Source organism: Mycobacterium sp. DL592 (genome assembly GCF_011694515.1).
Classification (GTDB): Bacteria; Actinomycetota; Actinomycetes; order Mycobacteriales; family Mycobacteriaceae; genus Mycobacterium.
In genome coordinates, this window is sequence record NZ_CP050192.1 from 2,348,018 (window position 1) to 2,374,032 (window position 26,015).

A 26,015-nucleotide genomic window follows, 5' to 3' on the forward strand; every position below is an offset into this window, starting at 1 on the left:
GGATCCAGCTTCCCGAGTCGCTCCGCTCCTGCCCACCGGATCCAGCTTCCCGAGTCGCTCCGCTCCTGCCCACCGGATCCAGCTTCCCGAGTCGCTCCGCTCTCCCCCTAGCCTTCGGCCGGGCGGTACCCCCAGCCCACCGGATCTAGCGCGCTTCGAGGTCGCCTTCGGTTTCCAGCAGCACCTGGCGCAAACCCTGCAGAATCTGCGGATCGGGCTCGGCCCACATGCCGCGGCCGACCGCCTCCAGCAGCCGCTCCGACATGCTGTGCAGCGCCCACGGGTTGGACTCGTTCATGAACTTGCGGTTCTCCGGGTCCAGTACGTAGGACTCGGTGAGCTGCTCGTACATCCAGTCGGCCATCACCCCCGCGGTGGCGTCGTACCCGAACAGGTAGTCCACCGTCGCAGCCATCTCGAACGCGCCCTTGTAGCCGTGCTTACGCATCGCCGACATCCAGCGCGGATTGACCACGCGGGCACGGAACACCCGGGTGGTCTCCTCCGACAGGGTGCGGGTCCGTACCGCATCGGGGCGGGTGTTGTCGCCGATGTAGGCCGCCGGTGCCGTGCCGGTCAGCGCCCGCACGGTGGCGACCATGCCACCGTGGTACTGGAAGTAGTCATCGGAATCGGCGATGTCGTGTTCGCGGGTGTCGGTGTTCTTGGCCGCCACCACGATCCGGCGGTACTGGGTCGACATGTCCTCGGCGGCCGGTCGGCCGTCGAGTTCGCGGCCATAGGCGAAACCGCCCCACGCGGTGTACACCTCGGCCAGGTCGGCATCGTCGCGCCAGTTGCGACTATCGATCAGCTGCAACAACCCCGCCCCGTAAGTGCCCGGCTTGGAGCCGAAAATCCTTGTGGTGGCGCGCCTTTCATCGCCATGCTCGGCGAGGTCTACCTGCGCGTGCGCGCGGACGAAGTTCTGCTCCACCGGCTCGTCGAGCGCGGCCACCAACCGCACCGCATCGTCGAGCATCGTCACGACGTGCGGGAACGCATCGCGGAAGAACCCGGAGATGCGCACCGTCACGTCGATGCGGGGCCTGCCCAGCTCGGCCAGCCCGATGGCCTCCAGGTTCACCACACGCCGGGATGCGTCGTCCCACACCGGCCGAACACCCAGCAGCGCAAGGACTTCGGCGATATCGTCACCGGAGGTCCGCATCGCCGAGGTACCCCACACCGACAACCCGACCGACCGCGGCCAGTCCCCGTAGTCGGACCGGTAGCGCTCGAGAAGCGAATCGGCCATCGCCACACCGGTTTCATAGGCCAGCCGCGACGGCACCGCCTTGGGGTCCACCGAGTAGAAGTTGCGTCCGGTCGGCAGCACGTTGATCAGGCCGCGCAGCGGTGAGCCGGAGGGGCCGGCCGGGATGAACCGGCCGTCCAGTGCGCGAAGCACCTGGTCGATCTCGGCGGCCGTTCCCGCCAGCCGCGGCACCACCTCGGTGGCCGCGAACCGCAGGATCCGGGCCACGTCGGCGCTGTCGGTCAGCGTGTCGGCGATGCCCGCGTCCCAGCCGCTGGCCTGCAGCCGGGACAGCAGGTCGCGGGCCTGGTGTTCGGCCTCGTCGACGGTGACCCGGTCGTCGCTGCCGTCCTCGGCCAGGCCAAGGGCCTGACGCAGCCCGGGCAGGTGCTGCTCGCCGGCGAACAGCTGGCGGGCCCGCAGGATCGCCAGCACCAGGTCGAGTTCACCCTCGTCGTGCGGCGCGACACCCAGGATGTGCAGGCCGTCGCGGATCTGGACGTCCTTGATCTCGCAGAGCCAGCCGTCGACGTGCAGCAGCATGTCGTCGAAGGTGTCGTCGCCGGGCCGGTCGTCGAGTCCCAGATCGTGGTCCATCTTGGCCGCCCGCATCAGCGTCCAGATCTGCTGGCGGATCGCGGGCAGCTTGGCCGGGTCCAGCGCGGCGATGTTGGCGTGCTCGTCGAGGAGCTGTTCCAGGCGGGCGATGTCGCCGTAGGTTTCGGCACGGGCCATCGGCGGGATCAGGTGGTCGACGAGTGTGGCGTGCGCTCGCCGCTTGGCCTGGGTGCCCTCCCCGGGATCGTTGACCAGGAACGGGTAGATCAGCGGCAGGTCGCCGAGCGCGGCGTCGGTGCCGCACGCCGCGGACATGCCGACGGTCTTACCGGGCAGCCATTCCAGGTTTCCGTGCTTGCCGAGGTGGACCATGGCGTGCGCGCCGAACTCGTGGCGGAGCCAGAAGTAGGCGGCCAGGTAGTGGTGGCTGGGCGGCAGGTCCGGATCGTGGTAGATGGCGACCGGGTTCTCCCCGAATCCGCGCGGCGGCTGAACCAGGATCACGACGTTCTCGGATTGGATTGCGGCGACGACGATTTCGCCGTCGGGGTCGCGGCTGCGGTCGACGAACAGCTCACCCGGCGGCGGCCCCCAGTGTTGCACCATCGCCTCGGTCAGCTCAGCCGGCAGCGCCGCGAACCACTCGCGGTAGCGGGCAGCGGGAACCCGGATCGGGTTGTCGGCGAGTTTGGCGTCGGTGAGCCAGTCGGGGTCCTGCCCGCCGCGTTCGATCAGCGCGTGCATCAGCGCGTCGCCGTCGCTTGCTTCCACGCCGGGGATGTCGCCGATGCGATAGCCGTTGTCGCGCAGCGCCTTCAGCAGTGCGACCGCACTGGCCGGGGTGTCCAGACCGACGGCGTTGCCGATGCGGGAGTGTTTGGTCGGGTAGGCCGAGAACACCAGCGCCAGCCGCTTGTCCTGCGCGTCGACCCGGCGCAGCATGGCGTACTTGACGGCCAGCCCGGCCACCCGCGCGCACCGCTCCGGGTCGGGCACATAAGAGATCAGCCCGTCGGTGTCGATCTCCTTGAACGAGAAAGGCACCGTAATGATGCGGCCGTCGAATTCGGGCACCGCCACCTGGGTGGCGACGTCCAGTGGGGACAGGCCGTCGTCATTGGCGGCCCAGCTGCTGCGCGAGCTCGTCAGGCACAGCCCTTGCAGGATCGGGACATCCAGGGCGGCAAGGTGTTTGACGTCCCAGCTGCCGTCGTCTTCACCCGCGCCCGCCGTCGCGGGCCGCGCTCCCCCGGCGGCCAGCACCGTGACGACCATCGCATCGGCGGTGGACAGCAGCTCGAGCAGTTCCGGCTCAGGAGTCCGCAGCGAGGTGCAGTACACCGGCAGCGGGCGCCCGCCGGCCTGCCTGATCGCCGTACACATCCCGCGGATGTAGGCGACGTTGCCCGCCAGCTGCTGGGCGCGGTAGTACAGCACCGCGATCGTGGGCCTCGGATCGTCGCCGCGCTCCAGCCCGCAGCCCTCGCATCCCTCGCACGGCGGATCGAGTACACCCCAGGACGGGGTCGGCGCGGGCGGGTTGAACCCGTAGCCCGTCATCAGCAGGGTGTCGGACAGGAACGCGTGCAGCTGCCGCAGGTTTTCCACACCGCCCTGCGCAAGGTAGATGTGGGTCTGCATGGCGATGCCGGCGGGCACGCTCGAGCGTTCCATCAGATCGGCGTCTGGCGCCTGCTCACCACTGACCACGATGGTCGGCACCCCGGCCGCGACGACGGTGTCGATGCCCTGCTGCCAGGACCGATAGCCGCCCAGAATCCGCACCACCACTGCATCGGCGCCGGCCAGCAGATCCTCGAGTTCGCCCTCGACCAGCCGCGACGGGTTCGCCCAGCGGTAGTTCGCGCCACTGCCCCGCGCGGTGATCAGGTCGGTGTCGGACGTCGACAGCAGCAAGACAGTGGGAGGCACCCCCCATTCGTACCGTACGACCGCAGGTAGAGCCCATTCGGATCGTGGCTAGCGCAATGGTGTACGGCCGTACTCACGGCGCCGAGGATCACGTCATGCCCACATCGATCGACGTTTCCAAGCTCGGCGCCAATATCGGCGCGGTGATCTCCGGTGTCCGTCTCGGCGGCCAGCTCGACCCTGCGACCGTCGAAGGGATTCGCGCCGCGCTGCTGGAGCACAAGGTGATCTTCTTCCGCGACCAGCAGCACCTCGACGACGACGGGCAGGTCGCATTCGCCCGGCTGCTCGGGGTCCCCACGATCGCCCATCCCACGGTGACCTCCAGGGGTGACACCGTGCTGCCGATCGACTCCCGCTTCGGCACCGCCAACTCGTGGCATTCCGACGTGACCTTCGTCGACCGGTTGCCCAAGGCGTCGCTGCTGCGCGCGGTGACCCTGCCCACCTATGGCGGCAGCACGGTGTGGGCCTCCACCGAGGCCGCCTACGACCAGCTGCCCACGCCGCTGCGCGCGCTCGTCGAGAACCTGTGGGCCACCCACAGCAATGTCTACGACTACGCCGCCGACCGTCCCGAACTCGACGTCGAGCTCACCGACGACGTCAAGCAGTACCGCGACGAATTCGTCTCCGACTACTACGAGACCAATCACCCGGTGGTTCGGGTGCACCCCGAGACCGGGAAACGGGTGCTGCTCCTGGGTAACTTCGTGCGCGGATTCGTCGGACTGGGCAGTGCCGAGTCGGCCACCTTGTTCGCGCTGCTGCAGAACCGCATCACCCGGCTGGAGAACACCGTGCGGTGGACGTGGGCGGACGGCGATCTGGCGGTGTGGGACAACCGCGCCACTCAGCATTACGGCGTCGCCGATTACGACGGTCAGCCGCGTTATCTGCGCCGGGTGACCCTCGCCGGTGACATCCCGGTCGACATCCACGGCCAGTACAGCCAGTCGATCGCCGGGGACGCCTCGCACTACTCCGACGTGGTGGCCGCTGATGTGGCTGCCGCCCAGCCGGTTCCGGCCGGGTGATCTTCGCGAGCTGACGCCCGTACGGTGGACGGGTGAGCAGAACGCGCGACGACGACGCCTGCCCGGGCGCGCTGCAGGTGTATCGGGCGGCGGACGGCGCGCTGGCGCGGTTGCGGGTGCCCGGCGGCATCATCACCCCCGCCCAACTGGAGGCGCTGGCCAATGCCGCCGTGAAGTACGGCAACGGCACCATCGAGCTGACGGTGCGCGGCAATCTGCAGCTGCGCGCGGTGCGCGACACCGAGGCGGTGGCCCAGGCGGCGGCTGCCGCGGGACTGCTGCCCTCACCCAGCCACGAGCGGGTGCGCAACATCCTGGCCTCCCCGCTGACCGGCCGGATCGGCGGCAAGACCGACGTGCGACCGTGGGTGGCCGACCTCGACCGCGGCATCCAGGCCGACCCACTACTGGCCGGGCTGCCCGGCCGGTTCATGTTCAGCATCGACGACGGCCGCGGTGACGTGTCGGGACAGCGCGCCGACGCGGGGGCCCATGTTCTGGACGACGGGGTCGCGTTGTTGCTGGCCGGGCAGGACACCGGGATCCGGCTCGGGGTCGACGAGGTGGTGGACGCCCTGTTGACTGTCGCCCGCCACTTCGTCGCGGTCCGCGGAAATGCTTGGCGGGTAAGCGAATTAGCTGACACATCTGCGCTGGTTGCAGGTTTCGCAGTGACCGCACCGGCCGGCACCACCTATCCCCCGACTGTCGCGCCGCCGGTGGGCTGGATGGTGCAGGACGACGACCGAGTGGCGCTGGGCGCCGCTGTGCCGCTGGGTGTGCTGCAGGCCCGGCAGGCCCAGTTCGTGGCGGCGATCGACGCCCCGGTGGTGATCACGCCGTGGCGTTCCCTGCTGGTGTGTGACCTGTCCGAACCGATCGCCGACACCTCGCTGCGGGTGCTCGCCCCGCTGGGCTTGGTGTTCGACGCAAACTCGCCGTGGCTGACGGTCAGTGCCTGCGTCGGCAGCCCGGGCTGCGAGAAGTCGGCGGCCGACGTCCGGGCCGAGGCCACCAGGGCGGTGGCCGAGCAGACTTCGCACGGGCATGTGCACTATGTGGGCTGCGAAAGAGCCTGCGGGAGTCCGCCGTCGGGCACGGTGATGCTGGCCACGGGCAAGGGCTTCCAAGCCCTGAAACGCTAGGTCGTAGGGTGGGCACGTGCTCGACTACACCCGCGACGCCGCCGAGATCTACCGGCAGTCGTTCGCGACGATCCGCGCCGAAGCCGACTTGGCGTCGTTCCCCGAGGATGTCGCGCGCGTCGTGGTCCGCCTGATCCACACCTGCGGGCAGGTGGACCTCACCGAGCACGTCGCGTTCACCGCCGGTGTCGTCGCCGCGACCCATGCCGCGCTGGCTGCCGGCGCCCCTATTCTGTGCGATTCGTCGATGGTGGCCGCCGGCATCACGGCGGCGCGACTGCCCGCGGGCAACGAGGTGGTGTCGCTGGTGGCCGACCCGCGCGCCCCGGAGCTGGCGAAGCGACGGGAGACCACACGCTCGGCCGCCGGAGTGGAACTGTGGGCCGAGCGCCTCGGCGGGGCGGTGCTGGCCATCGGCAACGCCCCCACCGCCTTGTTCCGGCTGCTGGAGTTGATCGACGACGGTGTGGCGGCGCCCGTGTCTGTGCTCGGCGGACCGGTGGGGTTCGTCGGCTCGGCGCAGTCCAAGGACGAACTGATCGCACGCCCCCGCGGCATGGAGTATTTGGTGGTGCGGGGCCGCCGCGGCGGCAGCGCGATGGCCGCCGCGGCCGTCAATGCGATTGCGAGTGAACGCGAATGAGCCCGGCCGAGTCGACGATGCCGCCCGAGGAACGAGGGCGGAGGAGGAGCGAGGCGATCCGCCCGGCCGAGTCGACGATGCCGCCCGAGGAACGAGGGCGGAGGAGGAGCGAGGCGATCCGCCCGGCCGAGTCGACGATGCCGCCCGAGGAACGAGGGCGGAGGAGGAGCGAGGCGATCCGCACCGGAACGGTCTACGGCGTGGGCCTGGGCCCCGGCGATCCGGAACTGGTCACGGTCAAGGCGGCCCGCATCATCGGTGCGGCCGACGTCGTCGCCTACCACAGTGCCCGGCACGGCCGCAGCATCGCCCGCGGCATCGCCGAGCCCTACCTGCGACCGGGCCAGCTCGAAGAGCATCTCGTCTACCCGGTGACCACCGAGACCACCGACCACCCGGGCGGCTACAGCGGCGCCATGGAGGACTTCTACCGCGAGGCCGCCGAGCGGATCGCCGCCCACCTCGACGCCGGGCGCGACGTGGCCTTGCTCGCCGAGGGCGACCCGCTGTTCTACAGCTCCTACATGCACATGCACACCCGGCTCACGGCACGGTTCAAGGCGGTGATCATCCCCGGGGTGACGTCAGTCAGCGCCGCCTCGGCAGCGATCGCCACACCGCTGGTGACCGGCGACGAAGTGCTCTCGGTGTTACCCGGCACGATGCCGGTGCGTGAGCTGGCCCGCCGGCTCGCCGACGCCGACGCCGCGGTCGTGATGAAGCTGGGGCGCACCTATCCGCAAGTGCGCGAAGCACTTTCGATGGCGGGACGCCTCGACGAGGCATTCTATGTCGAGCGGGCCAGTACGGATGCGCAGCGGGTGCTGCCCGCTGGCGACGTCGATGTGGACAGCGTGCCGTACTTCTCGATTGCCATCGTTCCCGGAGCGACATCGGACACCCGCGGGGCGCGGACGAAACCGGTGACCGGCGGGGTCGCGGTGGTGGGCCTGGGTCCCGGTGACGTCGACTGGATGACCCCGCAGAGCGTTCGTGAGTTGGACGCCGCCACCGACCTGATCGGCTACGGCCCGTACCTGGACCGGATTCCGTTGCGCGCCGGTCAGATTCGCCATCCCAGCGACAACACCGACGAACCCGCCCGCGCCCGGCTGGCCTGCGAACTCGCCGAGCAGGGCCGCGCGGTCGCGGTGATCTCCTCGGGTGATCCCGGGGTGTTCGCGATGGCCACCGCGGTGCTCGAGGAGGCCAAGCAGTGGCCTGACGTGACTGTCCGGGTCATACCGGCGATGACGGCGGCCCAGGCGGTGGCCAGCAGGGTCGGCGCCCCGCTCGGCCATGACTATGCGGTGATCTCGCTGTCCGACCGGCTCAAGCCCTGGGAGATCATCTCGGCCAGGCTGTCGGCCGCGGCGGCCGCTGACCTGGTGCTGGCGATCTACAACCCGGCATCCAAGACCCGCACCTGGCAGGTGGGCGCGATGCGCGATCTGCTGCTCGAGCATCGGGATCCGGGCACCCCGGTGGTGATCGGGCGCGACATCGCCGGTCCGCAGGAGTCGGTGAAGGTCGTGCGGCTGGCCGACCTGGATCAGGCCGATGTCGACATGCGCTGTCTGCTCATCGTCGGCTCGTCGCAGACCCAGTGGTACGGCGACACGGTGTTCACCCCGCGGCGCTACCCGGGCTGAACTCGCTGCGATCGGTTTGCGTTCCCCGCGGCGCGGGCACTTCTCCTCTGGCCGCTACGGCGCACTGGGGCGTGGGTAGCACTGCGCCTACGCGACAGGGGGAAGCCATGAACCTCACCCGCACGAAGACCGTCGAGCAGTCGATCGCCGACACCGAGGAGTCCGATCACCAGCTGCGCAAGGAACTTGGGCCGCTACAGCTGACCGTGTTCGGCGTCGGGGTCGTGATCGGGACGGGCATCTTCGTTCTCACCGGGGAGGCCGCCGGGGAGAAGGCCGGCCCGGCGATTGCGGTGTCCTTCGTATTCGCCGGCATCGCGTGCGCGCTGGCCGCGCTGTGTTACGCCGAGTTCGCCAGCACTGTGCCGGTGGCCGGCTCGGCCTACACGTTCTCCTACGCCAGTCTGGGCGAGCTCGTCGCCTGGATCATCGGCTGGGACCTGATCCTGGAGCTCGGGCTGGGGGCCAGCACGGTCGCTGTGGGGTGGTCGAGCTACTTCGCCGACGTGATGAAAGGGATCGGAATCACCATCCCGGACTTCGCCTACGGCGACGGCCACAACCTCGTCGCGGCTGCCATCGTGCTGATCCTGACCGGGGTGCTGTGTGCCGGGATCAAGATCTCCTCGCAGGTGAACTTCGTCTTCGTGGTGATCAAGGTGGCGATCGTGCTGCTGGTCATCGTGGCGGGCGCGTTCTTCATCAAGACCGCCAACTACTCGCCGTTCATCCCGCCGTCGGGATCGCCGGCCGCCGGCGGCGGGGACGTCACCCCGTCGCTGCTGCAGGATCTCGGCCTGGCCCCGGGCGCGTTCGGGATCAGCGGCATCTTCACCGGCGCCGCCCTCGTGTTCTTCGCCTACATCGGGTTCGACATCGTGGCAACCGCCGCCGAGGAGACCAAGAACCCGCAGCGCGACATGCCGATCGGCATCTTCGCCTCCCTGGGCATCTGCACCATCCTCTACGTGGCGGTCTCGCTGGTGGTCACCGGAATGGTCAAGTACACCGACATCAAGGTGGATGCGCCACTGGCGGAGGCGTTCCGGTCGGTCGGCCATCCGGGCTATGCCAACGTCATCTCGGTTGGCGCCCTGTTCGGGCTGACGACGGTCATGATGATCCTGATGCTTGGCCAGAGCCGGGTGTTCTTCGCGATGAGCCGCGACCGGCTACTTCCGGCGACGTTCGCGAAAGTCAGCCCCCGGTTCGGCACCCCGGTGCGCACCACCCTGCTGACCGGCGTGGTCGTGGCGCTGATCTCCACGTTCGTGCCGCTGACGGCGCTGGCCGAACTGGTCAACATCGGCACCCTGTTCGCGTTCGTGCTCGTCGCCATCGGAGTGATCGTGTTGCGGCGCACCCGGCCCGATCTCAAGCGTGCGTTCCGGTGTCCCTGGGTTCCCGTGGTTCCGGTGCTCGCCGTGCTCGCGGCGTTCTATCTGATGCTGAACCTTCCGGCGGCGACCTGGATCCGGTTCGGCGTCTGGATGGTGCTCGGCATCGTCGTGTACTTCATCCACGGGCGACGACACAGCAGGCTCGCCACCGACCCGAACTACTCGCGTGAGGCCGATGCCGAGGCGGCCCGAAAGCGCAAGTCCGCGAACGTGTGACGGGCTGCTAGGACAGCTGCTGCACCCAGTCGGCGGCCTCGCCGACGGTGCCGACCGTGCGTACGCCGGCCGGTAGCGGTGGCCGCTCGATCATCACTATGGCAACGCCGAGATCGTGGGCGGCGTGCAGCTTGGCGTTGGTCAGCTCTCCCCCGCTGTTCTTCGTGACGAGAGCGTCGATATTGTTGTCCTGCAACAGCGTGCGTTCGCCAGCGTAGTCGTACGGCCCCCTCGACAGCAGCACCCGATGGCGGGCCGGCAGCACCTCGGAGTCGGGCGCGGTGACGACCCGGATCAGGAACCACGCGTCGCTGTCGGCGAACGGCGCCACCCCCGACCGGCCCGTGGTCAGGAACACCCGCGAATAGCCCTGGCGGGCAACGGTATCGGCGGCCTCGACGTCCGATTTCACCGTGATGGCACCGGCTGGATCCCAGGGCGGCCGGGCCAGCACCACATGCGGCAGGTTCAGGTCGGCGCAGGCCTGCGCCGCATGCGCGGTCATCGTGGCGGCGAACGGGTGGGTGGCGTCGACAACGGCGCCGATTCCGTTGTCGCGCAGCCACTGCGCCAGTCCGTCGACACCGCCGAAGCCGCCGATGCGGACCGGTCCAACCGGCAGTGCCGGGTCGGGGACGCGGCCGGCCAGCGAGCTGACGATGTCGGTGCCCGGGTGCAGCCGGGCGGCTAGCGCCCTGGCCTCGCCCGTGCCGCCGAGGAGCAGGATCCGCATCAGTGTCTGCTGCCCCGGGTGCGCCCGGAGGAGTACAGGTAGCTGTCGGTGAAGCCCCCGGCGGCAAGCACATCGCCGACGATGATCACCGCGGTGCGGGTGATCGACGCGTCGCGCATCTGCCCGGCGATGTCGGCCAGGATGCCCCGCAGCACGACCTCCTGCGGCCAGCTCGCGAACGCGACGACAGCCACCGGCGTTTCGGGACGGTAGCCGGCGTCGAGCAGTTGCGGCACGATGGCGTCAATCCGATGGGCGGCAAGGTGGATCACCAGTGTCCCGCCGGCCTTGGCCAGCGTGCCCAGGTCCTCACCGTCGGGCATCGCGGTCGACAGCGTCGCCACCCGGGTCAGGGTGACCGTCTGCGCCACGCCGGGCACGGTCAACTCACGGCCGAGCGCCGCGGCGGCGGCGGCGAATGCCGGGACGCCGGGCACGATCTCGTAGGCGATGGCGAGCGCGTCGAGGCGACGGCACTGCTCGGCGACGGCACTGTAGATCGACGGATCCCCCGAGTGCAGCCGTGCCACGTCGTGGCCTGCGGCGTCGGCGGCGGCGAGCTCGTCGATGATCTGGTCGAGGGTCAGGGGTCCGGTGTCGACGACCCGCGCCCCCGTCGGGCACAGGGCCAGCAGATCCTCGGGCATGATCGAGCCGGCGTACAGGCAGACCGGGCAGCGCTGCAGCAGGCGCTGCCCGCGCACGGTGATCAGGTCCGCCGCACCCGGCCCTGCGCCGATGAAGTAGACGGTCACGGTTTGCGCACCACCCATTGCGTGACCGGCATCGCGGGCCGCCAGCCGGTCAAGCCGCCCACGGCCTCGCCACGATAGTGCTGAAAGCGGCGCAGCTGCCCTCCGAGGTTCGAATAGTATTGCAGAAGAACAGCTTCGGATTCCGCGGTCACCGTATTGGCGACCAGTCGACCGCCGCTGGGCAGTCGCTGCAGGCACGCATCGAGCAGCCCCGGTGTCGTGAGACCACCGCCGATGAAGATCGCCGCCGGTGTCTGGACGCCGGTGACGCCGCGGTCAGTCAGTTCCGCATCGGCGAAAGCCTCCGGTGCCGCACCCCGCACCTCGACGTTCGCCCCGAATTTTACGGAGTTGGCGCCGATCCGGTCACGCCGCTGCGCGTCACGTTCGAATGCCACTGCAGCACAGCCAGATCCGCTTCGGCACCACTCGACGGCGATGCTTCCCGAACCGGCGCCGACATCCCACAGCAGCTCGCCGGGGCGCGGTGCCAATGCCGCCAGGGTGACTGCGCGCATCGACTGTTTGGTGAGCTGCCCGTCGTGGTCGAGCGCATCGTCAGGCAGCACCGACAGCAGCCGCTCATCGGGCAGATACCGGACGGCGACCACGTTCAGATCGTCGACACGATCCGGCGGTGCGGTGACCCAGCCCTGCGCGGTGCCGTCGCGTTGGCGTTCAGCCGGACCGCCGAGCTGTTCGAGCACCGTCATCCGCGAATCGCCAAGGCCCGCGGCGGCGAGCACGGTCGCCAGTTGGGCAACCTCGGAACCATCGCGGCACAGCACGATCGCCTGCCCGCCGCGACGCACCGCGGTGCGCGGTTGGGCGGTCATCAGGCTGATCACCTCGGTGTCCTGAACCGACCAGCCCATGCGGGCGCACGCCAGCGTCACACTCGACACGTGCGGCAGCACCCTCACCCGGTCGGCCCCGCATACTCGGATCAGCGATGCGCCGACACCGTGCAGCATCGGGTCACCGCTTGCCACCACATGCACGTCGCCGTCGAAGTCACGGACCGCGTGCAGTCCGTCGAGAAACGGGGTGCCCCATTCCCTGCGTTCTGCACTGACGCTCTCGTCCAGCAGGTCGAGCTGACGCTGCGATCCGTAAACGACAGTAGCCCTGCGCAATTCGGCCGCAGACGCCGGCGTGAGACCAGCCAACCCGTCGGCACCGATACCGACCACGGTGATCATCGCGGCATCCTGCGCCACACGAACCCCGGCGTCATCCGGAACGCGAGCGCCAAGACCGCGAGCGGTGCGGGCACCCACACGCTGCGTCGGCCTTTGCGCAGCGCACGGACCGTCGCCTCGGCCACCTGGGCGGGTGTGCGCGACAGCGGCGCGGGGTCCATCCCCTCGGTCATCCGGCCGATGACGAAACCTGGCCGCACGATCAGCAGCCGCACCCCGGTGCCGTGCAGCGCGTCGGCCAACCCGTTGGCGAACGCGTCCAGCCCCGCCTTGGCCGATCCGTAGACATAGTTGGCGCGTCGCCCGCGCACCCCGGCGATGGAGGAGAACACCACCAGCGCCCCCTGGCCGGCGGCGCGCATCGCGGCGCTGAGGTGGGTCAGCAGGCCGATCTGCGCGACGTAGTCGGTATGGACGACCGCGACGGCATGGGTGGCGTCGGCTTCGGCGCGGGCCTGGTCGCCGAGGATGCCGAAGGCCAGCACGGCGGTGCCGATGGGGCCGTGCTCGGCCACCAGCTGGTCGAGCAGCGGGCCGTGGGAGGCGAGGTCGTCGGCGTCGAACTCGACGGTGTGCACCGCGGCGGCACCGGCGGCGCGGACCGCCTCCACCTCGGCGTCGAGCCGGTCGGCGCCGCGGGCGGCCAGCACCACCGTGGCACCCCGGGCAAGCCGGGTCGCGACCTCCAGGCCGATCTCGCTGCGGCCGCCGAAGATCACGACCGGCCCGGCCCCCGTGTCACTCACAGCAGTCGATTATTCACTGCGCTAGCGTGGAGGTTGATGGCGAACTCCACTACCCGGCTGACCAGCGAAGCCCTGGCTTTCCTCACCGAGCGACACCTGGCGATGCTCACGACACTGCGCGCCGACCACTCGCCGCACGTGGTGGCCGTCGGGTTCACGTTTGACCCCATCACCCACATCGCCCGCGTGATCACCAGCGACGGCTCGCAGAAGGCGATCAATGCCGAGCGGTCCGGGGTGGGTGTGCTCTCTCAGGTCGACGGTGCCCGCTGGCTGTCGCTGGAGGGCCAGGCGAGTGTCAACCGGGATGCTGCGGCGGTCCGCGAGGCCGAGCTGCGGTACGCACAGCGCTACCGGACTCCGCGGCCCAACCCGCGCCGCGTCGTGATCGAGGTCCATGTCACCAGGGTGCTCGGTTCGTCGAGCCTGCTGGATCGCTCGAAGGCCTGAGCCGGAAGGCCCGCGCTGTGGCCACGCTGGTAGCCGTCAACGTCGGACTCCCCCGCGATGTGGCGTGGAACGACCGTGTGGTGCATACCGGCGCATGGAAGTCGACCGTCGACGGGCCGCGCATGGTGCGCAGGCTCAACGTGGACGGCGATGGTCAGGGCGACCTCGGCGGCCATGGCGGTGAGCAGCGGGCGGTGCTCGTCTACCAGCTCGACTCCTACCGGTACTGGGCGGAGTTCCTCCACCGCGCGGACCTGCGCCACGGGCATTTCGGCGAGAACTTCACCGTCGATGGGCTTTCCGACGACGAGGTGTGCATCGGTGACCGCTACCGCATCGGAGATGCCGTCTTCGAGGTCAGCCAGCCACGGGTGACGTGCTATCGGGTCGGGCTACGACTGGACGAGCCGCGGATGGCGGCGCTGCTGGTGGCACACCGGCGGCCCGGCTTCTACCTGCGGGTGATCACCGAAGGCCAGGTGCAAGCCGGCCAGGAGATCGTAAAAGTCGCCAGCGGGCCCGAACTCGTCAGTGTGGCCGAGATCGACGCGCTCCTGTACCTGCCCGGCCATCCGCGCGCGGGACTGCAACGGGCGCTGAGGATTCCGGCGCTGAGCCCGGGATGGCAGGCGTCGCTGCGGGCGCTGGCTGACGCCGACGCCGACGTGGCGGGAAACGCCGGACTCACCGGGGCGGCGGCACCGCCGCCGGCGTGGGCGGGCTTTCGTCCGCTGACCGTCACCGACGCGCACCAGGAGAGCCGGCAAGTCCGATCGCTGACGCTTGCCGCCTCCGACGGGACACCGCTGCCCGACTGGTTGGCGGGCCAGTCGATCACCGTCAGGCTTCAGCCCGGGGACGGCGCGCCAGCACTGGTCCGCACCTACTCGCTGTCCAATCGGCCAGGCTCGGGCACCTACCGCATCAGCGTCAAACGTGAACGATACGGCGCAGCAAGCACTTTCATCGCTTCCGGTGTGCACGTCGGTGACACCATCGAGGTGGCCGCACCGCGGGGCACGTTCGTGCTGTCCGACAGCGACGCGCCGGTGGTCCTGGTGAGTGCGGGCGCGGGCGTCACACCCGTGCTGTCGATGCTGCACGAGCTGGCGGCGAGGCAGCCGCAGCGGCAGGTGTGGTGGCTGCACGGTGCCCGCGACGGTGCCGAACACCCGTTCGCCGCCGAAAGCCGCGCGCTTCTGGACGGATTGACGAGCGCACGCCGCCACATCGCCTACAGCAGGCCGGGCGACTCAGACCGTCAGGGCGGCGACTACGACGCGGCCGGGCGGCTCTCGGCGGCGATGCTGCGCGAGCTGGATCTGCCCGTCGACGCCGAGGCGTACGTGTGCGGCCCCGCGTCGTTCATGACGGAGGTGAGCCTCGCCCTGGCCGAGTGCGGCTTGGACGCCGCCCGGGTTCATTCCGAAACCTTCGGCGCCGGTGCGGCTTTGACACCCGGCGTGGCGTCGTCTGCCGCGACCGCACCCCATCCACCCGCCGGTGAAGCCGGCACCGGACCGCAGGTGTCGTTCGCCCGCAGCGCGGTGTCCGCGCCATGGGGCCCCGCGTACCCGGCGCTGCTGGAGTTCGCCGAAGCCTGCGACGTCCCGACGCGCTGGTCGTGTCGCACCGGGGTGTGCCACACCTGTGAGACGCCGCTGCTTGCCGGCGCGGTCCGCTACGACCCGGAGCCGCTCGAGCCGCCTGCGGCGGGAGGCGTGCTGATCTGCTGCGCGCAGCCGACCGAGGACGTGGTCGTCGACCTCTAGCCCGGTACCACGATCAAGTCGTGCGGGCGGCTGTTGACCGCCAGCGCGCCGTCCTCGGTGACGATGACGATGTCCTCGATGCGCGCCCCCCACTGGCCCGGGAAGTAGATCCCCGGCTCCACCGAGAACGCCATCCCCGCGGCCAGCGGCAGGTCGTTGCCCGCCACAATGTAGGGCTCCTCGTGTACCGATAGCCCGATCCCGTGGCCGGTGCGGTGCACGAAGTACTCGGCCAGCCCGGCCTGCGCCAGCACGTCGCGGGCTGCGGCGTCGACATCCTGCGCGGTGACACCCGGCCGGACCGCCGCCACACCGGCGGCCTGCGCCTGCTGCAGCAGCGCGTACTGCTCGGCGATCTGCGCGCTCGGCTCGCCGAGGCTGTAGGTGCGGGTGCAGTCGGAGTTGTACCCCGGCTCGACCGGGCCGCCGATGTCGACGACGACGATGTCGCCGTCCTGCAACACCCGGTCGGAGCATTCGTGGTGCGGGTCGGCGCCGTTGGGCCCGGAGCCGACGATGATGAACGCCACCTCTGAATGCCCTTCGGCGACAATCGCTTCGGCGATATCGGCGGCGACGTCAGCTTCGGTGCGGCCCGGTTTGAGGAACTCCGACACCCGGGCGTGCACGCGGTCGATCGCCGCACCTGCGGTGCGCAGCGCGTCGATCTCGGCCGGGTCCTTGTGCATCCGCAGCTCCCGCAGCACGTCGGTGGCCAGCACCGGCACCGCCCCGAGGCGCTCCGCCAGCGGCAGCAGGTGCAGCGCGGGCATCGAGTCGGTGACCGCCGCCCGCGCGTGCCCGCCGAGGGCGTCGGCCACCAGGACGTACGGGTTGTCGCCGTCCACCCAGTCCTGCACCGCCAGGCCGAGGTCGCCGGCCGCGGACTCCTTCAGCGACGCCAACTCCAGCCGCGGTAACACCACGATCGGCGCTCCCGCGGCGGGAATCACCAGCGCCGTCAGCCGCTCGAACGTCTGCGCCCGCGACCCCAGCAGGTAGCGCAGGTCGTATCCGGGCGTGACGACCAGACCGGCGAGCCCGGCCCGGGATGCCGCAGCTGCGGCCGCACTGAGCCGGCGGGCATACACGTCGGACGGGAAACGGCTGGCGCTCATGACTGCAAGATTAGCCGCGGGCATACGATCACAGCGTGCCGCACGACTCGTCTGCCCCGGTCCTGCTGCTCGACGGCGCCAGCATGTGGTTCCGCTCGTTCTTCGGGGTGCCGTCATCGATCACCGCGCCGGACGGCAGACCGGTCAATGCGGTGCGCGGCTTCATCGACAGCGTGGCGACGCTGGTCACCCAGCAACGACCGAGCCGGCTGGTGGTCTGTCTAGACCTGGACTGGCGCCCCCAGTTCCGGGTCGACGCGATCCCGTCGTACAAGGCGCACCGCGTGGCGCAGGAGAGCCCCGACGACGAGCCTGACGTGGAAGAGGTTCCCGACGAGCTGAGCCCGCAGGTCGACATGATCATGGCGTTGCTCGACGCGTTCGGGATCGCCGCTGCCGGGGCCCCGGGCTTCGAGGCCGACGACGTGCTGGGCACCCTGGCCGCCGCCGAACGCCAGCACCGCGCCGTCGTCGTCAGCGGCGACCGCGACCTGCTTCAGCTGGTCGCCGACGACCCGGTCGAGATCCGGGTGCTGTATCTGGGCCGGGGGCTGTCCAACGCGGTGATGTTCGGGCCGGCCGAGGTCGCCGAGAAGTACGGCGTGCCCGCACATCGGGCCGGGCCCGCGTACGCCGAACTCGCGCTGCTGCGCGGCGACCCGTCCGACGGCCTGCCCGGGGTGCCCGGTGTCGGCGAGAAGACCGCCGCCACCCTGCTGTCCCAGTACGGCTCACTCGAGGGCATCCTGGCGGCCGCACACGACCCGAAGTCCAAGCTCTCCAAGGCATTTCGGGCCAAGATCCTGGCCGCCACCGACTACATCGAGGCGGCCGGCCCGGTGGTGGCGGTGGCCCGCGACGCCCCGGTGGAGTTCTCCACCGCCGACGACACGCTGCCGCTCTCGGCTGCCGACCCGGCTCGGGTGGCGGAGCTGGCGGAGGCCTACGGGGTGAGCTCATCGATCGCACGACTGCAGAAAGCCCTGGACTCGCTGCCCGGATGACGGCGCGTCGGAATCACGTCGATGAAAACCATGGCCGCAGATGGCAGGCGGTACTGCGGATATGGGCGGCCCGGCCGCGCCCGCTGATTGCCTAGTGTCCGTGTTATGTCGATCAAGCTGCACTGGTTTCTGCCCACCTACGGCGACAGCCGACTGATCGTCGGGGGTGGCCACGGCACGCCGGCCGGAGCAGCCCACAGTGACCGGGACGCCTCGATCGACTACCTCGCCTCGATCGTGCGCGGGGCGGAGACGTTCGGTTTCACCGGCGCTCTCATTCCGACCGGGGCCTGGTGCGAGGACGCGTTCATCACCGCCGCCCTGCTCGCCCGGGAGACCACGTCGCTGGCATTCCTGGTGGCATTCCGGCCCGGCCTGGTCAGTCCCACGCTGTCAGCCCAGATGGCCGCCACGTTCGCCCGGCACGCCCCGGGTCGCATCCTGCTCAACGTGGTCGTCGGCGGAGAAGCACACGAGCAGCGGGCCTTCGGCGACCATCTCGACAAGGACGCCCGGTACGCGCGTGCCGACGAATTCCTCGACATCGTCAACCGGCTCTGGCGCGGCGAGACGGTCACCACGCAGGGCGACTACGTCAGTGTCGAGGAAGCCAGCCTCGCCACCCTGCCGAACCCCGTTCCGCCGCTGTACTTCGGCGGCAGTTCGGCCGCGGCGGGCCCGATCGCTGCGCGCCATGCCGACGTCTACCTGACCTGGGGTGAACCACCGGCCGCCGTGGCCGAGAAGGTGGAGTGGATCCGCAAGCTCGCCGCCGACGAGGGCCGCACCGTCCGTTTCGGGATCCGGCTGCACACCATCTCGCGTGACGAGGCGAGTGAAGCCTGGTCGCAGGCCGACAAGCTGGTGGCGGCCCTCGACGAGGAAACCGTGCGGTCAGCGCAGGCCGGGTTGCGGCGCAGTCAGTCCGAGGGCCAGCGCCGGATGCTCGCGCTGCACGAGGCCAACCGCTCCGACGGGTCCTGGCATGACGCCCGCAGTCTGGAGATCGCGCCGAACCTGTGGGCCGGCGTCGGGCTGGTCCGCGGCGGAGCCGGAACCGCATTGGTGGGCAGCCACACCGACGTGGCCGACCGGATCGCCGAGTACGCCGAGATCGGGATCGACGAGTTCATCTTCTCGGGCTACCCGCATCTGGAGGAGCTGTTCTGGTTCGGCGAAGGCGTGGTCCCTATCCTGCGCGAGCGCGGCCTGTTCGACGGGCCTGCCACCCAGGCCGCACCGGCGTCGATCCCCTTCGTGGGCGCCGCCCGTTGATCCCGCGCTACCGGGCTTCCAGACGGGCCCGCACCGCGGCCAGGCGCTGCCGAAGTTCGGCCTCGTCGATGAGCCCGCGGGCCATCAGGGAGTGCGCCAGCGACACCAACTGGCTCTCCGGATACGGCAGGTCGGCGTAGCGGGTGGCCGACAGCTCGTCTTCCTCGTCGCGGCGCTGCTTGAAGTCGAGATCAGTTGTGTTGCAAGACTTGTCGAGCACGTCACACAGGCCGTCGAGGCTGGTCTTCCAGGGCGGCAGCGGGTTCTCCACGCCGTACTTGGCGGCCATCACCGGCCAGGTCTGCCTGCGCTGCACGATCTCGTCGAGGACGACGAAGTCTTCGTCGCTCATGACTCGACGACCGGACGCACGGCCGGGCGCGCGGTCGTGTACACGTTGGAGGTGACGCCCGGCTTGGGCAGCGCCACCCCGATCAGGCAGTCGCGGGTGAGGATCTCGGCCAGCTGATCCTCGGTCCAGCCGTCGGTGCCTTCCGGGCGCACCGGCATCACCATGAAGCGGTGCTTCTGGTTGGAGTCCTCCACCCGCACCTCGACGCCGTCGGGCAGCTGTAACCCGAACTCGGACAACACCTGTCGCGGCCAGCGCACCAGACGACGCCGGTAGTTCGGGGTGCGGTACCACTCCGGGGAGTTGCCGAGGATCGGCCGCGGGTAGCACGAACACAACGCGCAGACGATCACGTTATGCAACATGGGTGTGTCCTCGAGAACCTTGAACGCCACGAAGTCACTCGGCGTGCCGAACCCGGTCGGGTCCAGCCAGTCCACCCCGACCTCCTTGGCCGCAGCGACCGCGTCGGTCAGCGCGAGCTTCTTGAACTCTGGGTCCAGCCAGGCCTTGGCCACCAGCCGGGCAGCCGGGGTGGGCCCGATCTGCTCGGCGTACTCGGTGAAGACGCGATGCTCGGCGGCGGTGAAAAGTCCCTTCTCGACGCACAATTCGCGCAGCGCGATCTCCAGGACCTCGAAGTCGGTGATCTCGTCGACCATGGGTTTGACGGTCCGGTCGTGGTCGTGGTCGTGGTCGTGGTCGTGCCCGTGATCAGACATCAGAGTGGTGAACTCCTTCTCAAAGGGCTTGCAGCCAGCGTTCGGGGATTTCGGTCTGCAGGGTGTCGGTGTCGGGCCCGGTGTAGGTGTCCCACAGGTCGGCCTGCCGGAACCGCACGATGTAGAACCATTCCGGGGCGGCGTCCTCACGGTCCCACGCCTCGTCCTCGGGTGCGGGGCTCTCGTAGGTGACCTCGGCGATCACACCGCGGGCGCCGCGGCAGTACTCCGGGGTGCGGGTGTAGAACATGGCGGGCAGGTCGCGCACCACGACGTCGTCGCCGACCTTGAACTTTGCCGGACCGGCCTTGCCGGCATAGATCTGCGGATCACCGATACCGACCGCCGCGCGATGATGCTTGTTGCGCTTGACTTTCGAGCCGTCGCCTTCGAACTTCGGCTCGGCGTCGGGCAGCCGGCCGGCCAGCCCGCCGGCGTAGCGGGCCTGCACCTCGACCAGCCGATCGGTGAGCTCACCCCAGCTGATGTAGCCCTTCTCGATGAGCAGCCGGCCCACGGACCACAGCCAGCGGCTGTAATACGGCAGACCGAGATAGATGGGACGGCCGACGTCGACATTGCCGATCCGGCGGCGCTCCTCGGAGACCCAGATCCCCCGCCAGCCGAGAACCTCGCAGAGCACATAGGTCATCAATTCCCATTGCTCTTCTTCTTTGTTCTCGTACGGCAGCGGCACCTGCAGCTCGCCGCCGACATCGTGCACCGTCTTCTGGTAGGCCCAGTAGTGGGCGCTGTCCACCTCGTCGGGCATCGGCCACTCGGACACTTCCGGGAAGGTCGCCTTGAGCCGGGAAATCAGCGCCAACTGTTCCGCACGCTCCGCCGCACTGCTCATGCACTAGGACGCTAGCACCGCACAGCAACACCGACGTGAAATTGAGACAGCCCGATGTGGCGATGGCGCACAGCGCAATTCGGCGGCAGAAGCGTCAATTCACCGGGTGTTCACCCGCCGCCGGGCGGCTACTCCCGCCGATGACGCCGCCGAGCGGCACTCCCGCCGATGACGCCGCCGAGCGGCTATTTGGGCCGACCGACCTCGTACGTGCCCTTGTCGTCCTGGAACGTCACCGTCACCTGACGCTTGGTGCCGTCGATGCTGACCTCACAGGTGAAGGTGTCACCCTTCTTGACCGTCGGGTTCTGGCCGTTGTTGCACTTGACGTCCTTGACGTTCTTGGCACCGTAGCCGTTGGTCTCGTCGGTCAGGATCTGCTGAACACCCTGCTGCGCCTTGTTGATGTCGAGTTTGGTGGTGACGAAGAAGCCGGGCTTCCAGAAACCGAGCACCAGCACGACGGCCAGGATGATCGCCGCGAGCACACCGATCACGATGCCGATCGCCGCCGTCGACTTCTTGGCGGCCTCCTCGGACCCGGGCTGCGGGTACTGAGGGTACTGACCCGGCTGACCCGGCTGACCCGGCTGACCCGGCTGGCCGGGTTGTCCCGGCTGACCCGGGTACTGACCGTACTGCTGCGGCTGGCCGTACTGCTGGGGCTGGCCGTACTGCTGCGGCTGCCCGTACTGGGGCTGACCGTACGGGGGCTGCGCGTACTGACCCGGCTGGCCGTAAGCGGCCGGGTTGTACTCGGTCGGCTGCTGATAGGGCTGCTGCGGGTAACCGGGCTGGGCCTGACCGTACGGCGGGTACTGCTGTTGCTGGTTGTACGCCGGGGGCTGCCAGGCCGGGGTCTCACCGGTGGGCTGCCAGGCCGGGGTTTCGGTCGCCTGCGGGTCCGGGGTTGCCGGAGGCTGCCAGGACGGCGCCGTCGACTGCGGCTGCTCCGAGCTGGGGGCAGGCTGATCCTCACCCTGGGCGGGCTGCTGAGCCTGCCAGGGGTTGGGGTCAGATCCCTGCGGTCCGCTCATCGTCTCTCCTTGGTCTGGTAGCGATTCGCCGCTCCCACCGTAGCGTTTGCATCACCCTACCCGCTATCAACAGCAACGACGCCGCGCCGGACATCGTCGATGGCGCGTTTCGCGGCGCTCCGCAGCGCCGGGTCGGGTCCGGAGTTGCGCACCTGGTCGAGCAGGTCGAGTACCTGGCGGCACCAGCGGACGAAGTCACCCGCCGACATCGGTGTGCCGGTACCGGTGAGATCGGAGGCATCCAGGGCCGCGGCCAGGTTCCCGGTGGTCGCCCAGCGGTAGACGGCGGCGACGAACCCTTCGTCGGGCTCGCGCGTCGGCGCGATCCGGTGCCGGTTCTCGTCGGCGCGCAACTGACCGGACAGCCTGCGGGTCTCGACGAGCGCGCGCCGCACACCCGGGGTCGGCATGTCGACCGCCTGCGTCGGGCCGTCGCCGCCACGGGACTCGTAGACCACGGCCGAGAGCACCGCGGCCAGTTCGGCCGGCTGCAGCGTCTTCCACACCCCGGTGCGCAGGCACTCGGCGACCAGCAGGTCGCTTTCGCTGTAGATCCGGGCCAGCAGCCGGCCGTCGGCGGTCACCTTCGGCACGCCCTCCTGCCCCACGGTGCCCATCCCCGGGTCGCTTCGCTCCCGCCCCAAGGTGGTGATGAAGCCCCGCTCGGTCAGCAGCCCGACGATTCGGTCGAACGTGCGGGCCAGCGAGTTGGTCGCCGCGCTGACCTTCTTGCGGATCTGTTCGTTGTCACGTTCCACCCGCAGGTATCGCTCACCGATCCGGACCTTGGCCTCCCGGTCGGCGATCCGATGGGCGGGGTGTGCGCGCATCTGCTCACGCAGCGCGATCAGTTCGGGATCGATGTCGGCCTCGTCGTCAGCACCGGCCCGCCGCTTGCGCCCGGCCGGGATGACCAGACCGGCCGCCGCGGACCGCAACGCCGAGGCCAGGTCCCGGCGCACCCTGGGCTGGCGGTGCTCGACGCGCTTGGGCAACGACATCGACCCGATCGGCGCGGCGGCAGCCGGGTAGTCGGCCGAGGAAATCCTTCCGGCCCAACGATCTTCGGTGAGCACCAGCGGCCGGGGATCGTCGGCGTCGTTGGCCGCCTCCAGCACCACCGCCAGCCCGCCGCGCCTGCCCTGGGTGATGTTGATGATGTCGCCGCGGCGCAAACCGGCCAGCGCGCCGTTGGCGGCCTGCCGGCGCTGAAGCCGCGACGACCGCGATTGGGAGCGCTCCCGCTCGCTGATCTTGGCCCGCAGCCGCACATAGTCGAGAACCGCAGGCTCGGGCACCGGCTTGGCGCGACGGTCCCAGTCGAGTTCGGCGGCGATCTCGTCGAGCATCTTCTCGCCCCGCTCTGATCCGCGCACCAGCCCGACCACCGAGCGGTCCGCCTGGAACTGGGCGAACGACCGCTCCAGCAGTTGGCGGGCCTGCTCGGGTCCCATCTGGTTCACCAGGTTGATCGTCATGTTGTACGACGGGGCGAACGAGCTCTTCAGCGGGAACGTACGGGTGGAGGCCAGTCCGGCGACCTCGGCCGGTTCGACGTCCGGCGTCCAGATGACGACGGCGTGCCCCTCGACGTCGATGCCGCGGCGCCCGGCGCGTCCGGTCAGCTGGGTGTACTCCCCCGGCGTCAGCGGCATGTGCTGCTCGCCGTTGAACTTCACCAGCTTCTCCAGCACCACCGTGCGGGCCGGCATGTTGATGCCCAGCGCCAGTGTCTCGGTGGCGAATACGGCCTTGACCAGACCGGCGGTGAACAACTCTTCCACGGTGTGCCGGAAGATCGGCAGCATGCCCGCGTGGTGGGCGGCCAACCCCCGCAGCAGACCTTCGCGCCACTCGTAGTAGTCCAGCACCGCCAGGTCGGCATCAGCCAGATCGGCGCAGCGCCGGTCGATCACCTCGGCGATGCGCGCCCGGTCGGCGTCGTCGGTCAGCCGTAGCGGGCTACGCAGGCACTGCTTGACCGCGGCGTCGCAGCCCGCGCGGGAGAAGATGAACGTGATCGCCGGAAGCAGCGCCTCCCGGTCGAGAGCGGCGATGACGTCGGGACGTGACGGGGGCCGGATCAGACCCGGCCCACCTCCGGGGCGGCCGAGGCCGCGGCGGCGAGGTTGCCAGTCGGTGAGCCGCTCGGCCTCGCGGCGGTGCGCGATGTGGCGGATCAGCTCGGGGTCGACGAGGTGCTGTTTGCCTGCGGGCGCGTTGCCTGCCGAGTAGTCGAACAGGTCGAACAGGCGCTTGCCGACCAGGACGTGCTGCCACAGTGGCACCGGCCGGTGTTCGTCGACCACCACGGTGGTGTCGCCGCGCACGGTTTGGATCCAGCCGCCGAACTCCTCGGCGTTGCTCACCGTCGCCGACAGGCTCACCAGGCGCACGTCTTCGGGCAGATGCAGGATGACCTCCTCCCATACCGCTCCGCGCATCCGGTCGGCCAGGAAATGCACCTCGTCCATCACGACATGCGAAAGTCCTTGCAACGCATCCGATCCCGCGTACAGCATGTTGCGGAGCACTTCGGTGGTCATCACCACCACGGGCGCGTCCCCGTTGACCGACTGGTCGCCGGTGAGCAGCCCGATGTTCTGCGCGCCGTAACGGCGAACCAGGTCGTTGTGCTTCTGGTTGCTCAGCGCCTTGATCGGGGTGGTGTAGAAGCACTTTCGCCCGGCGGCCAGGGCCAGGTGGACCGCGAACTCGCCGACGACGGTCTTTCCCGCACCGGTCGGCGCGCAGACCAGGACACCGTGTCCGCGCTCCAGGGCCTCACACGCCTGAAGCTGGAACGGGTCGAGCTGGAAGGTCAGCAGCGCCGCGAACTGTGCGAGGCCTGCCCCCGGTTGGCCGGCCTCAGGTGATGTCGTCATGCCGTGCCGCGTACTGGGCGGGCGAGGCCACCGGTTCGGGCGGCTCGATGGGCGCGGCCTGATCGTCGGGGATGGCGCTCTGTTGCGCTTCGCGCTTGGCCTTACGCCGGTCATGCAGGCGGGTGATCTGGATCGCGAACTCCATCAGCAGGGTCAGCGCGAGTCCCAGCGCCAGCATCGAGAACGGGTCGGAGCCCGGTGTGGCGAATGCGGCGAAGACGAACACTCCGAAGATCAGCCCACGGCGCCAGGTCTTGAGCTTCTCGTAGTGCAGCACGCCGACCACGTTCAACATGATGATCAGCAGCGGGAACTCGAAGCTGACCCCGAACACCAGCAGCAGGTTGATCAGGAAACCGAAGTACTTGTCACCGGAGAGGGCGGTCACCTGAACGTCGTTGCCGACGGTCAGCAGGAAGTGCAGGGCCTTGGACAGCACGATGTAGGCCAGCACCGCGCCGGCGATGAACAGCGTCGCCGCGACCGTCACAAACGCCATGGCGAAGCGGCGCTCGTTCTTGTACAGCCCGGGCGTGATGAACGACCACAGTTGGTACAGCCAGACCGGGCAGGCCAGCACGATGCCTGCTGTCATACCGACTTTGAGCCGCAACATGAACTGGTCGAACGGTGCGGTGGCCAGCAGCCGGCAACCGCCGTCAGCGCTGATATCCGCACGCGCCGACGGCGGCAGTGAGCAGTACGGGGCGCGCAGCCACTCCCCGAGGCTTTCGACGCCGAAGAAGCCGTGGCTGTACCAGAGGAAACCGAACACCGTGGTCACGGCGACGGCGCCCATCGAGATCAGCAGGCGGGTCCGCAACTCGCGGATGTGCTCGACGAGAGACATCGTCCCGTCGGGATTGGTACGGCGTTTGCGCCGCGACAGAAACTTAGGAGTGCGCACGGCAGCGTCTGACTACGGGCGCGTGGGCGCCGGTTCGTGGTCGGTTCAGGCCGGTCGGGCGTCGGTCGGGTTCTGGGCCGGCGGTGGGGTCACCGGAGCCTCGACACGTTCGGACTGGACCTGCGTCGCGGGCTGAACAGGGGTGACCGGGGTCTCCGCCTTGTTGTCGTTCTGCAGTTCCTTGACTTCGGACTTGAAGATTCGCATCGACTTGCCGAGCGAACGCGCAGCATCAGGCAACCGCTTCGACCCGAAAAGCAACACGACCACGGCGATAAGGATCAGCCAGTGCCACGGTTGTAGAGCACCCAATTTGGTCACCTCCAGATGTCGGTTCGATGCTACCCCACGGGTGCTGTG

22 protein-coding genes are annotated in these 26,015 nt (G+C 69.4%); 9 read left to right on the forward strand and 13 right to left on the reverse strand.

The features are described 5' to 3' along the window. Positions 1-145 precede the first annotated feature (145 nt). Positions 146-3,748 (reverse strand): cobaltochelatase subunit CobN, encoded by a 3,603-nt coding sequence (cobN, locus tag HBE64_RS11350; RefSeq protein WP_167101732.1) that lies wholly within the window; start codon positions 3,746-3,748, stop codon positions 146-148. 95 nt (positions 3,749-3,843) lie between these two features. On the opposite strand from cobN, the gene HBE64_RS11355 reads away from it, so the two are divergent. From HBE64_RS11355 to HBE64_RS11375, 5 genes are all read left to right on the forward strand, one after another. Then, the gene (locus HBE64_RS11355; RefSeq protein WP_167101735.1) at positions 3,844-4,785 is read left to right on the forward strand and encodes a TauD/TfdA family dioxygenase; all 942 of its coding nucleotides are present in this window, start codon (positions 3,844-3,846) and stop codon (positions 4,783-4,785) included. Positions 4,786-4,817: 32 nt separating this feature from the next. Beyond that, positions 4,818-5,930, forward strand: coding sequence for a precorrin-3B synthase (gene cobG / locus HBE64_RS11360; RefSeq protein ID WP_167101738.1), 1,113 nt, complete (start codon positions 4,818-4,820; stop codon positions 5,928-5,930). 16 nt (positions 5,931-5,946) lie between these two features. Then, on the forward strand, positions 5,947-6,573 hold the full coding sequence (locus tag HBE64_RS11365; RefSeq protein ID WP_167101741.1) for a precorrin-8X methylmutase: 627 nt from the start codon (positions 5,947-5,949) through the stop codon (positions 6,571-6,573). Between the two features lie 137 nt (positions 6,574-6,710). Further along, positions 6,711-8,225 (forward strand): precorrin-2 C(20)-methyltransferase, encoded by a 1,515-nt coding sequence (locus HBE64_RS11370; RefSeq protein ID WP_167109081.1) that lies wholly within the window; start codon positions 6,711-6,713, stop codon positions 8,223-8,225. 107 nt (positions 8,226-8,332) lie between these two features. Then, positions 8,333-9,841, forward strand: a complete 1,509-nt coding sequence (locus HBE64_RS11375; RefSeq protein ID WP_167101744.1) for an amino acid permease — start codon at positions 8,333-8,335, stop codon at positions 9,839-9,841. Positions 9,842-9,848: 7 nt separating this feature from the next. On the opposite strand, the gene HBE64_RS11380 is transcribed toward HBE64_RS11375, so the two are convergent. From HBE64_RS11380 to HBE64_RS11395, 4 genes are read right to left on the reverse strand one after another with little or no spacing between them, the layout of a single operon-like run. After that, positions 9,849-10,574 carry a cobalt-precorrin-6A reductase gene (locus HBE64_RS11380; protein ID WP_167101747.1) on the reverse strand — a complete coding sequence of 242 codons (726 nt, stop codon included), beginning with the start codon at positions 10,572-10,574 and terminating at the stop codon, positions 9,849-9,851. Then, positions 10,574-11,329: a precorrin-4 C(11)-methyltransferase gene (cobM, locus tag HBE64_RS11385; RefSeq protein WP_167101750.1), complete on the reverse strand. Its 756-nt coding sequence runs from the start codon at positions 11,327-11,329 to the stop codon at positions 10,574-10,576. Before cobM ends, HBE64_RS11380 begins: the two co-directional genes overlap by 1 nt. After that, positions 11,326-12,531, reverse strand: coding sequence for a precorrin-6y C5,15-methyltransferase (decarboxylating) subunit CbiE (gene cbiE, locus HBE64_RS11390; protein WP_167101753.1), 1,206 nt, complete (start codon positions 12,529-12,531; stop codon positions 11,326-11,328). Before cbiE ends, cobM begins: the two co-directional genes overlap by 4 nt. Beyond that, a complete protein-coding gene (locus HBE64_RS11395) occupies positions 12,528-13,277 on the reverse strand; it encodes an SDR family NAD(P)-dependent oxidoreductase (protein ID WP_167101757.1) in 750 nt (249 codons plus the stop codon). Before HBE64_RS11395 ends, cbiE begins: the two co-directional genes overlap by 4 nt. Positions 13,278-13,313: 36 nt before the next feature. Here HBE64_RS11395 and HBE64_RS11400 point away from each other — a divergent pair, with 36 nt between their 5' ends. Together HBE64_RS11400 and HBE64_RS11405 are read left to right on the forward strand one after the other, a co-directional pair. After that, positions 13,314-13,727: a F420-dependent biliverdin reductase gene (locus HBE64_RS11400; RefSeq protein ID WP_167101760.1), complete on the forward strand. Its 414-nt coding sequence runs from the start codon at positions 13,314-13,316 to the stop codon at positions 13,725-13,727. Between the two features lie 17 nt (positions 13,728-13,744). Then, entirely contained in the window at positions 13,745-15,499 is a 1,755-nt protein-coding gene (locus HBE64_RS11405; protein ID WP_167101763.1) for an MOSC and FAD-binding oxidoreductase domain-containing protein, read from the forward strand. Here HBE64_RS11405 and HBE64_RS11410 read toward each other — a convergent pair. Then, the gene (locus HBE64_RS11410; protein ID WP_167101766.1) at positions 15,496-16,617 is read right to left on the reverse strand and encodes a Xaa-Pro peptidase family protein; all 1,122 of its coding nucleotides are present in this window, start codon (positions 16,615-16,617) and stop codon (positions 15,496-15,498) included. The two genes, HBE64_RS11405 and HBE64_RS11410, sit on opposite strands and share 4 nt — an antisense overlap. Positions 16,618-16,700: 83 nt before the next feature. Between HBE64_RS11410 and HBE64_RS11415 the strand changes: the two genes are divergently transcribed. Beyond that, entirely contained in the window at positions 16,701-17,621 is a 921-nt protein-coding gene (locus tag HBE64_RS11415) for a 5'-3' exonuclease (protein ID WP_243841639.1), read from the forward strand. A gap of 105 nt (positions 17,622-17,726) precedes the next feature. Further along, on the forward strand, positions 17,727-18,896 hold the full coding sequence (locus HBE64_RS11420) for an LLM class flavin-dependent oxidoreductase (RefSeq protein WP_167101769.1): 1,170 nt from the start codon (positions 17,727-17,729) through the stop codon (positions 18,894-18,896). A 7-nt stretch (positions 18,897-18,903) separates the two neighbouring features. Here HBE64_RS11420 and HBE64_RS11425 read toward each other — a convergent pair whose 3' ends face one another. From HBE64_RS11425 to tatA, 7 genes are all read right to left on the reverse strand, one after another. Then, positions 18,904-19,248 (reverse strand): thiocyanate hydrolase, encoded by a 345-nt coding sequence (locus HBE64_RS11425; RefSeq protein WP_167101772.1) that lies wholly within the window; start codon positions 19,246-19,248, stop codon positions 18,904-18,906. After that, positions 19,245-19,970, reverse strand: a complete 726-nt coding sequence (gene scnC / locus HBE64_RS11430) for a thiocyanate hydrolase subunit gamma (RefSeq protein WP_167101775.1) — start codon at positions 19,968-19,970, stop codon at positions 19,245-19,247. Before scnC ends, HBE64_RS11425 begins: the two co-directional genes overlap by 4 nt. A 19-nt stretch (positions 19,971-19,989) precedes the next feature. Continuing rightward, positions 19,990-20,826 (reverse strand): SH3-like domain-containing protein, encoded by an 837-nt coding sequence (locus HBE64_RS11435; RefSeq protein WP_167101778.1) that lies wholly within the window; start codon positions 20,824-20,826, stop codon positions 19,990-19,992. Positions 20,827-21,011: 185 nt separating this feature from the next. Continuing rightward, positions 21,012-21,863, reverse strand: a complete 852-nt coding sequence (locus HBE64_RS11440) for a DUF4333 domain-containing protein (RefSeq protein ID WP_167101781.1) — start codon at positions 21,861-21,863, stop codon at positions 21,012-21,014. Positions 21,864-21,919: 56 nt separating this feature from the next. Continuing rightward, positions 21,920-24,748 (reverse strand): RNA helicase, encoded by a 2,829-nt coding sequence (locus HBE64_RS11445; RefSeq protein WP_167101784.1) that lies wholly within the window; start codon positions 24,746-24,748, stop codon positions 21,920-21,922. Further along, positions 24,732-25,598: a twin-arginine translocase subunit TatC gene (tatC, locus tag HBE64_RS11450; RefSeq protein ID WP_167109085.1), complete on the reverse strand. Its 867-nt coding sequence runs from the start codon at positions 25,596-25,598 to the stop codon at positions 24,732-24,734. Before tatC ends, HBE64_RS11445 begins: the two co-directional genes overlap by 17 nt. Before the next feature lie 102 nt (positions 25,599-25,700). Continuing rightward, complete coding sequence (tatA, locus tag HBE64_RS11455) at positions 25,701-25,967, reverse strand: Sec-independent protein translocase subunit TatA (RefSeq protein ID WP_167101787.1); 267 nt, start codon at positions 25,965-25,967, stop codon at positions 25,701-25,703. Positions 25,968-26,015: the final 48 nt, after the last annotated feature.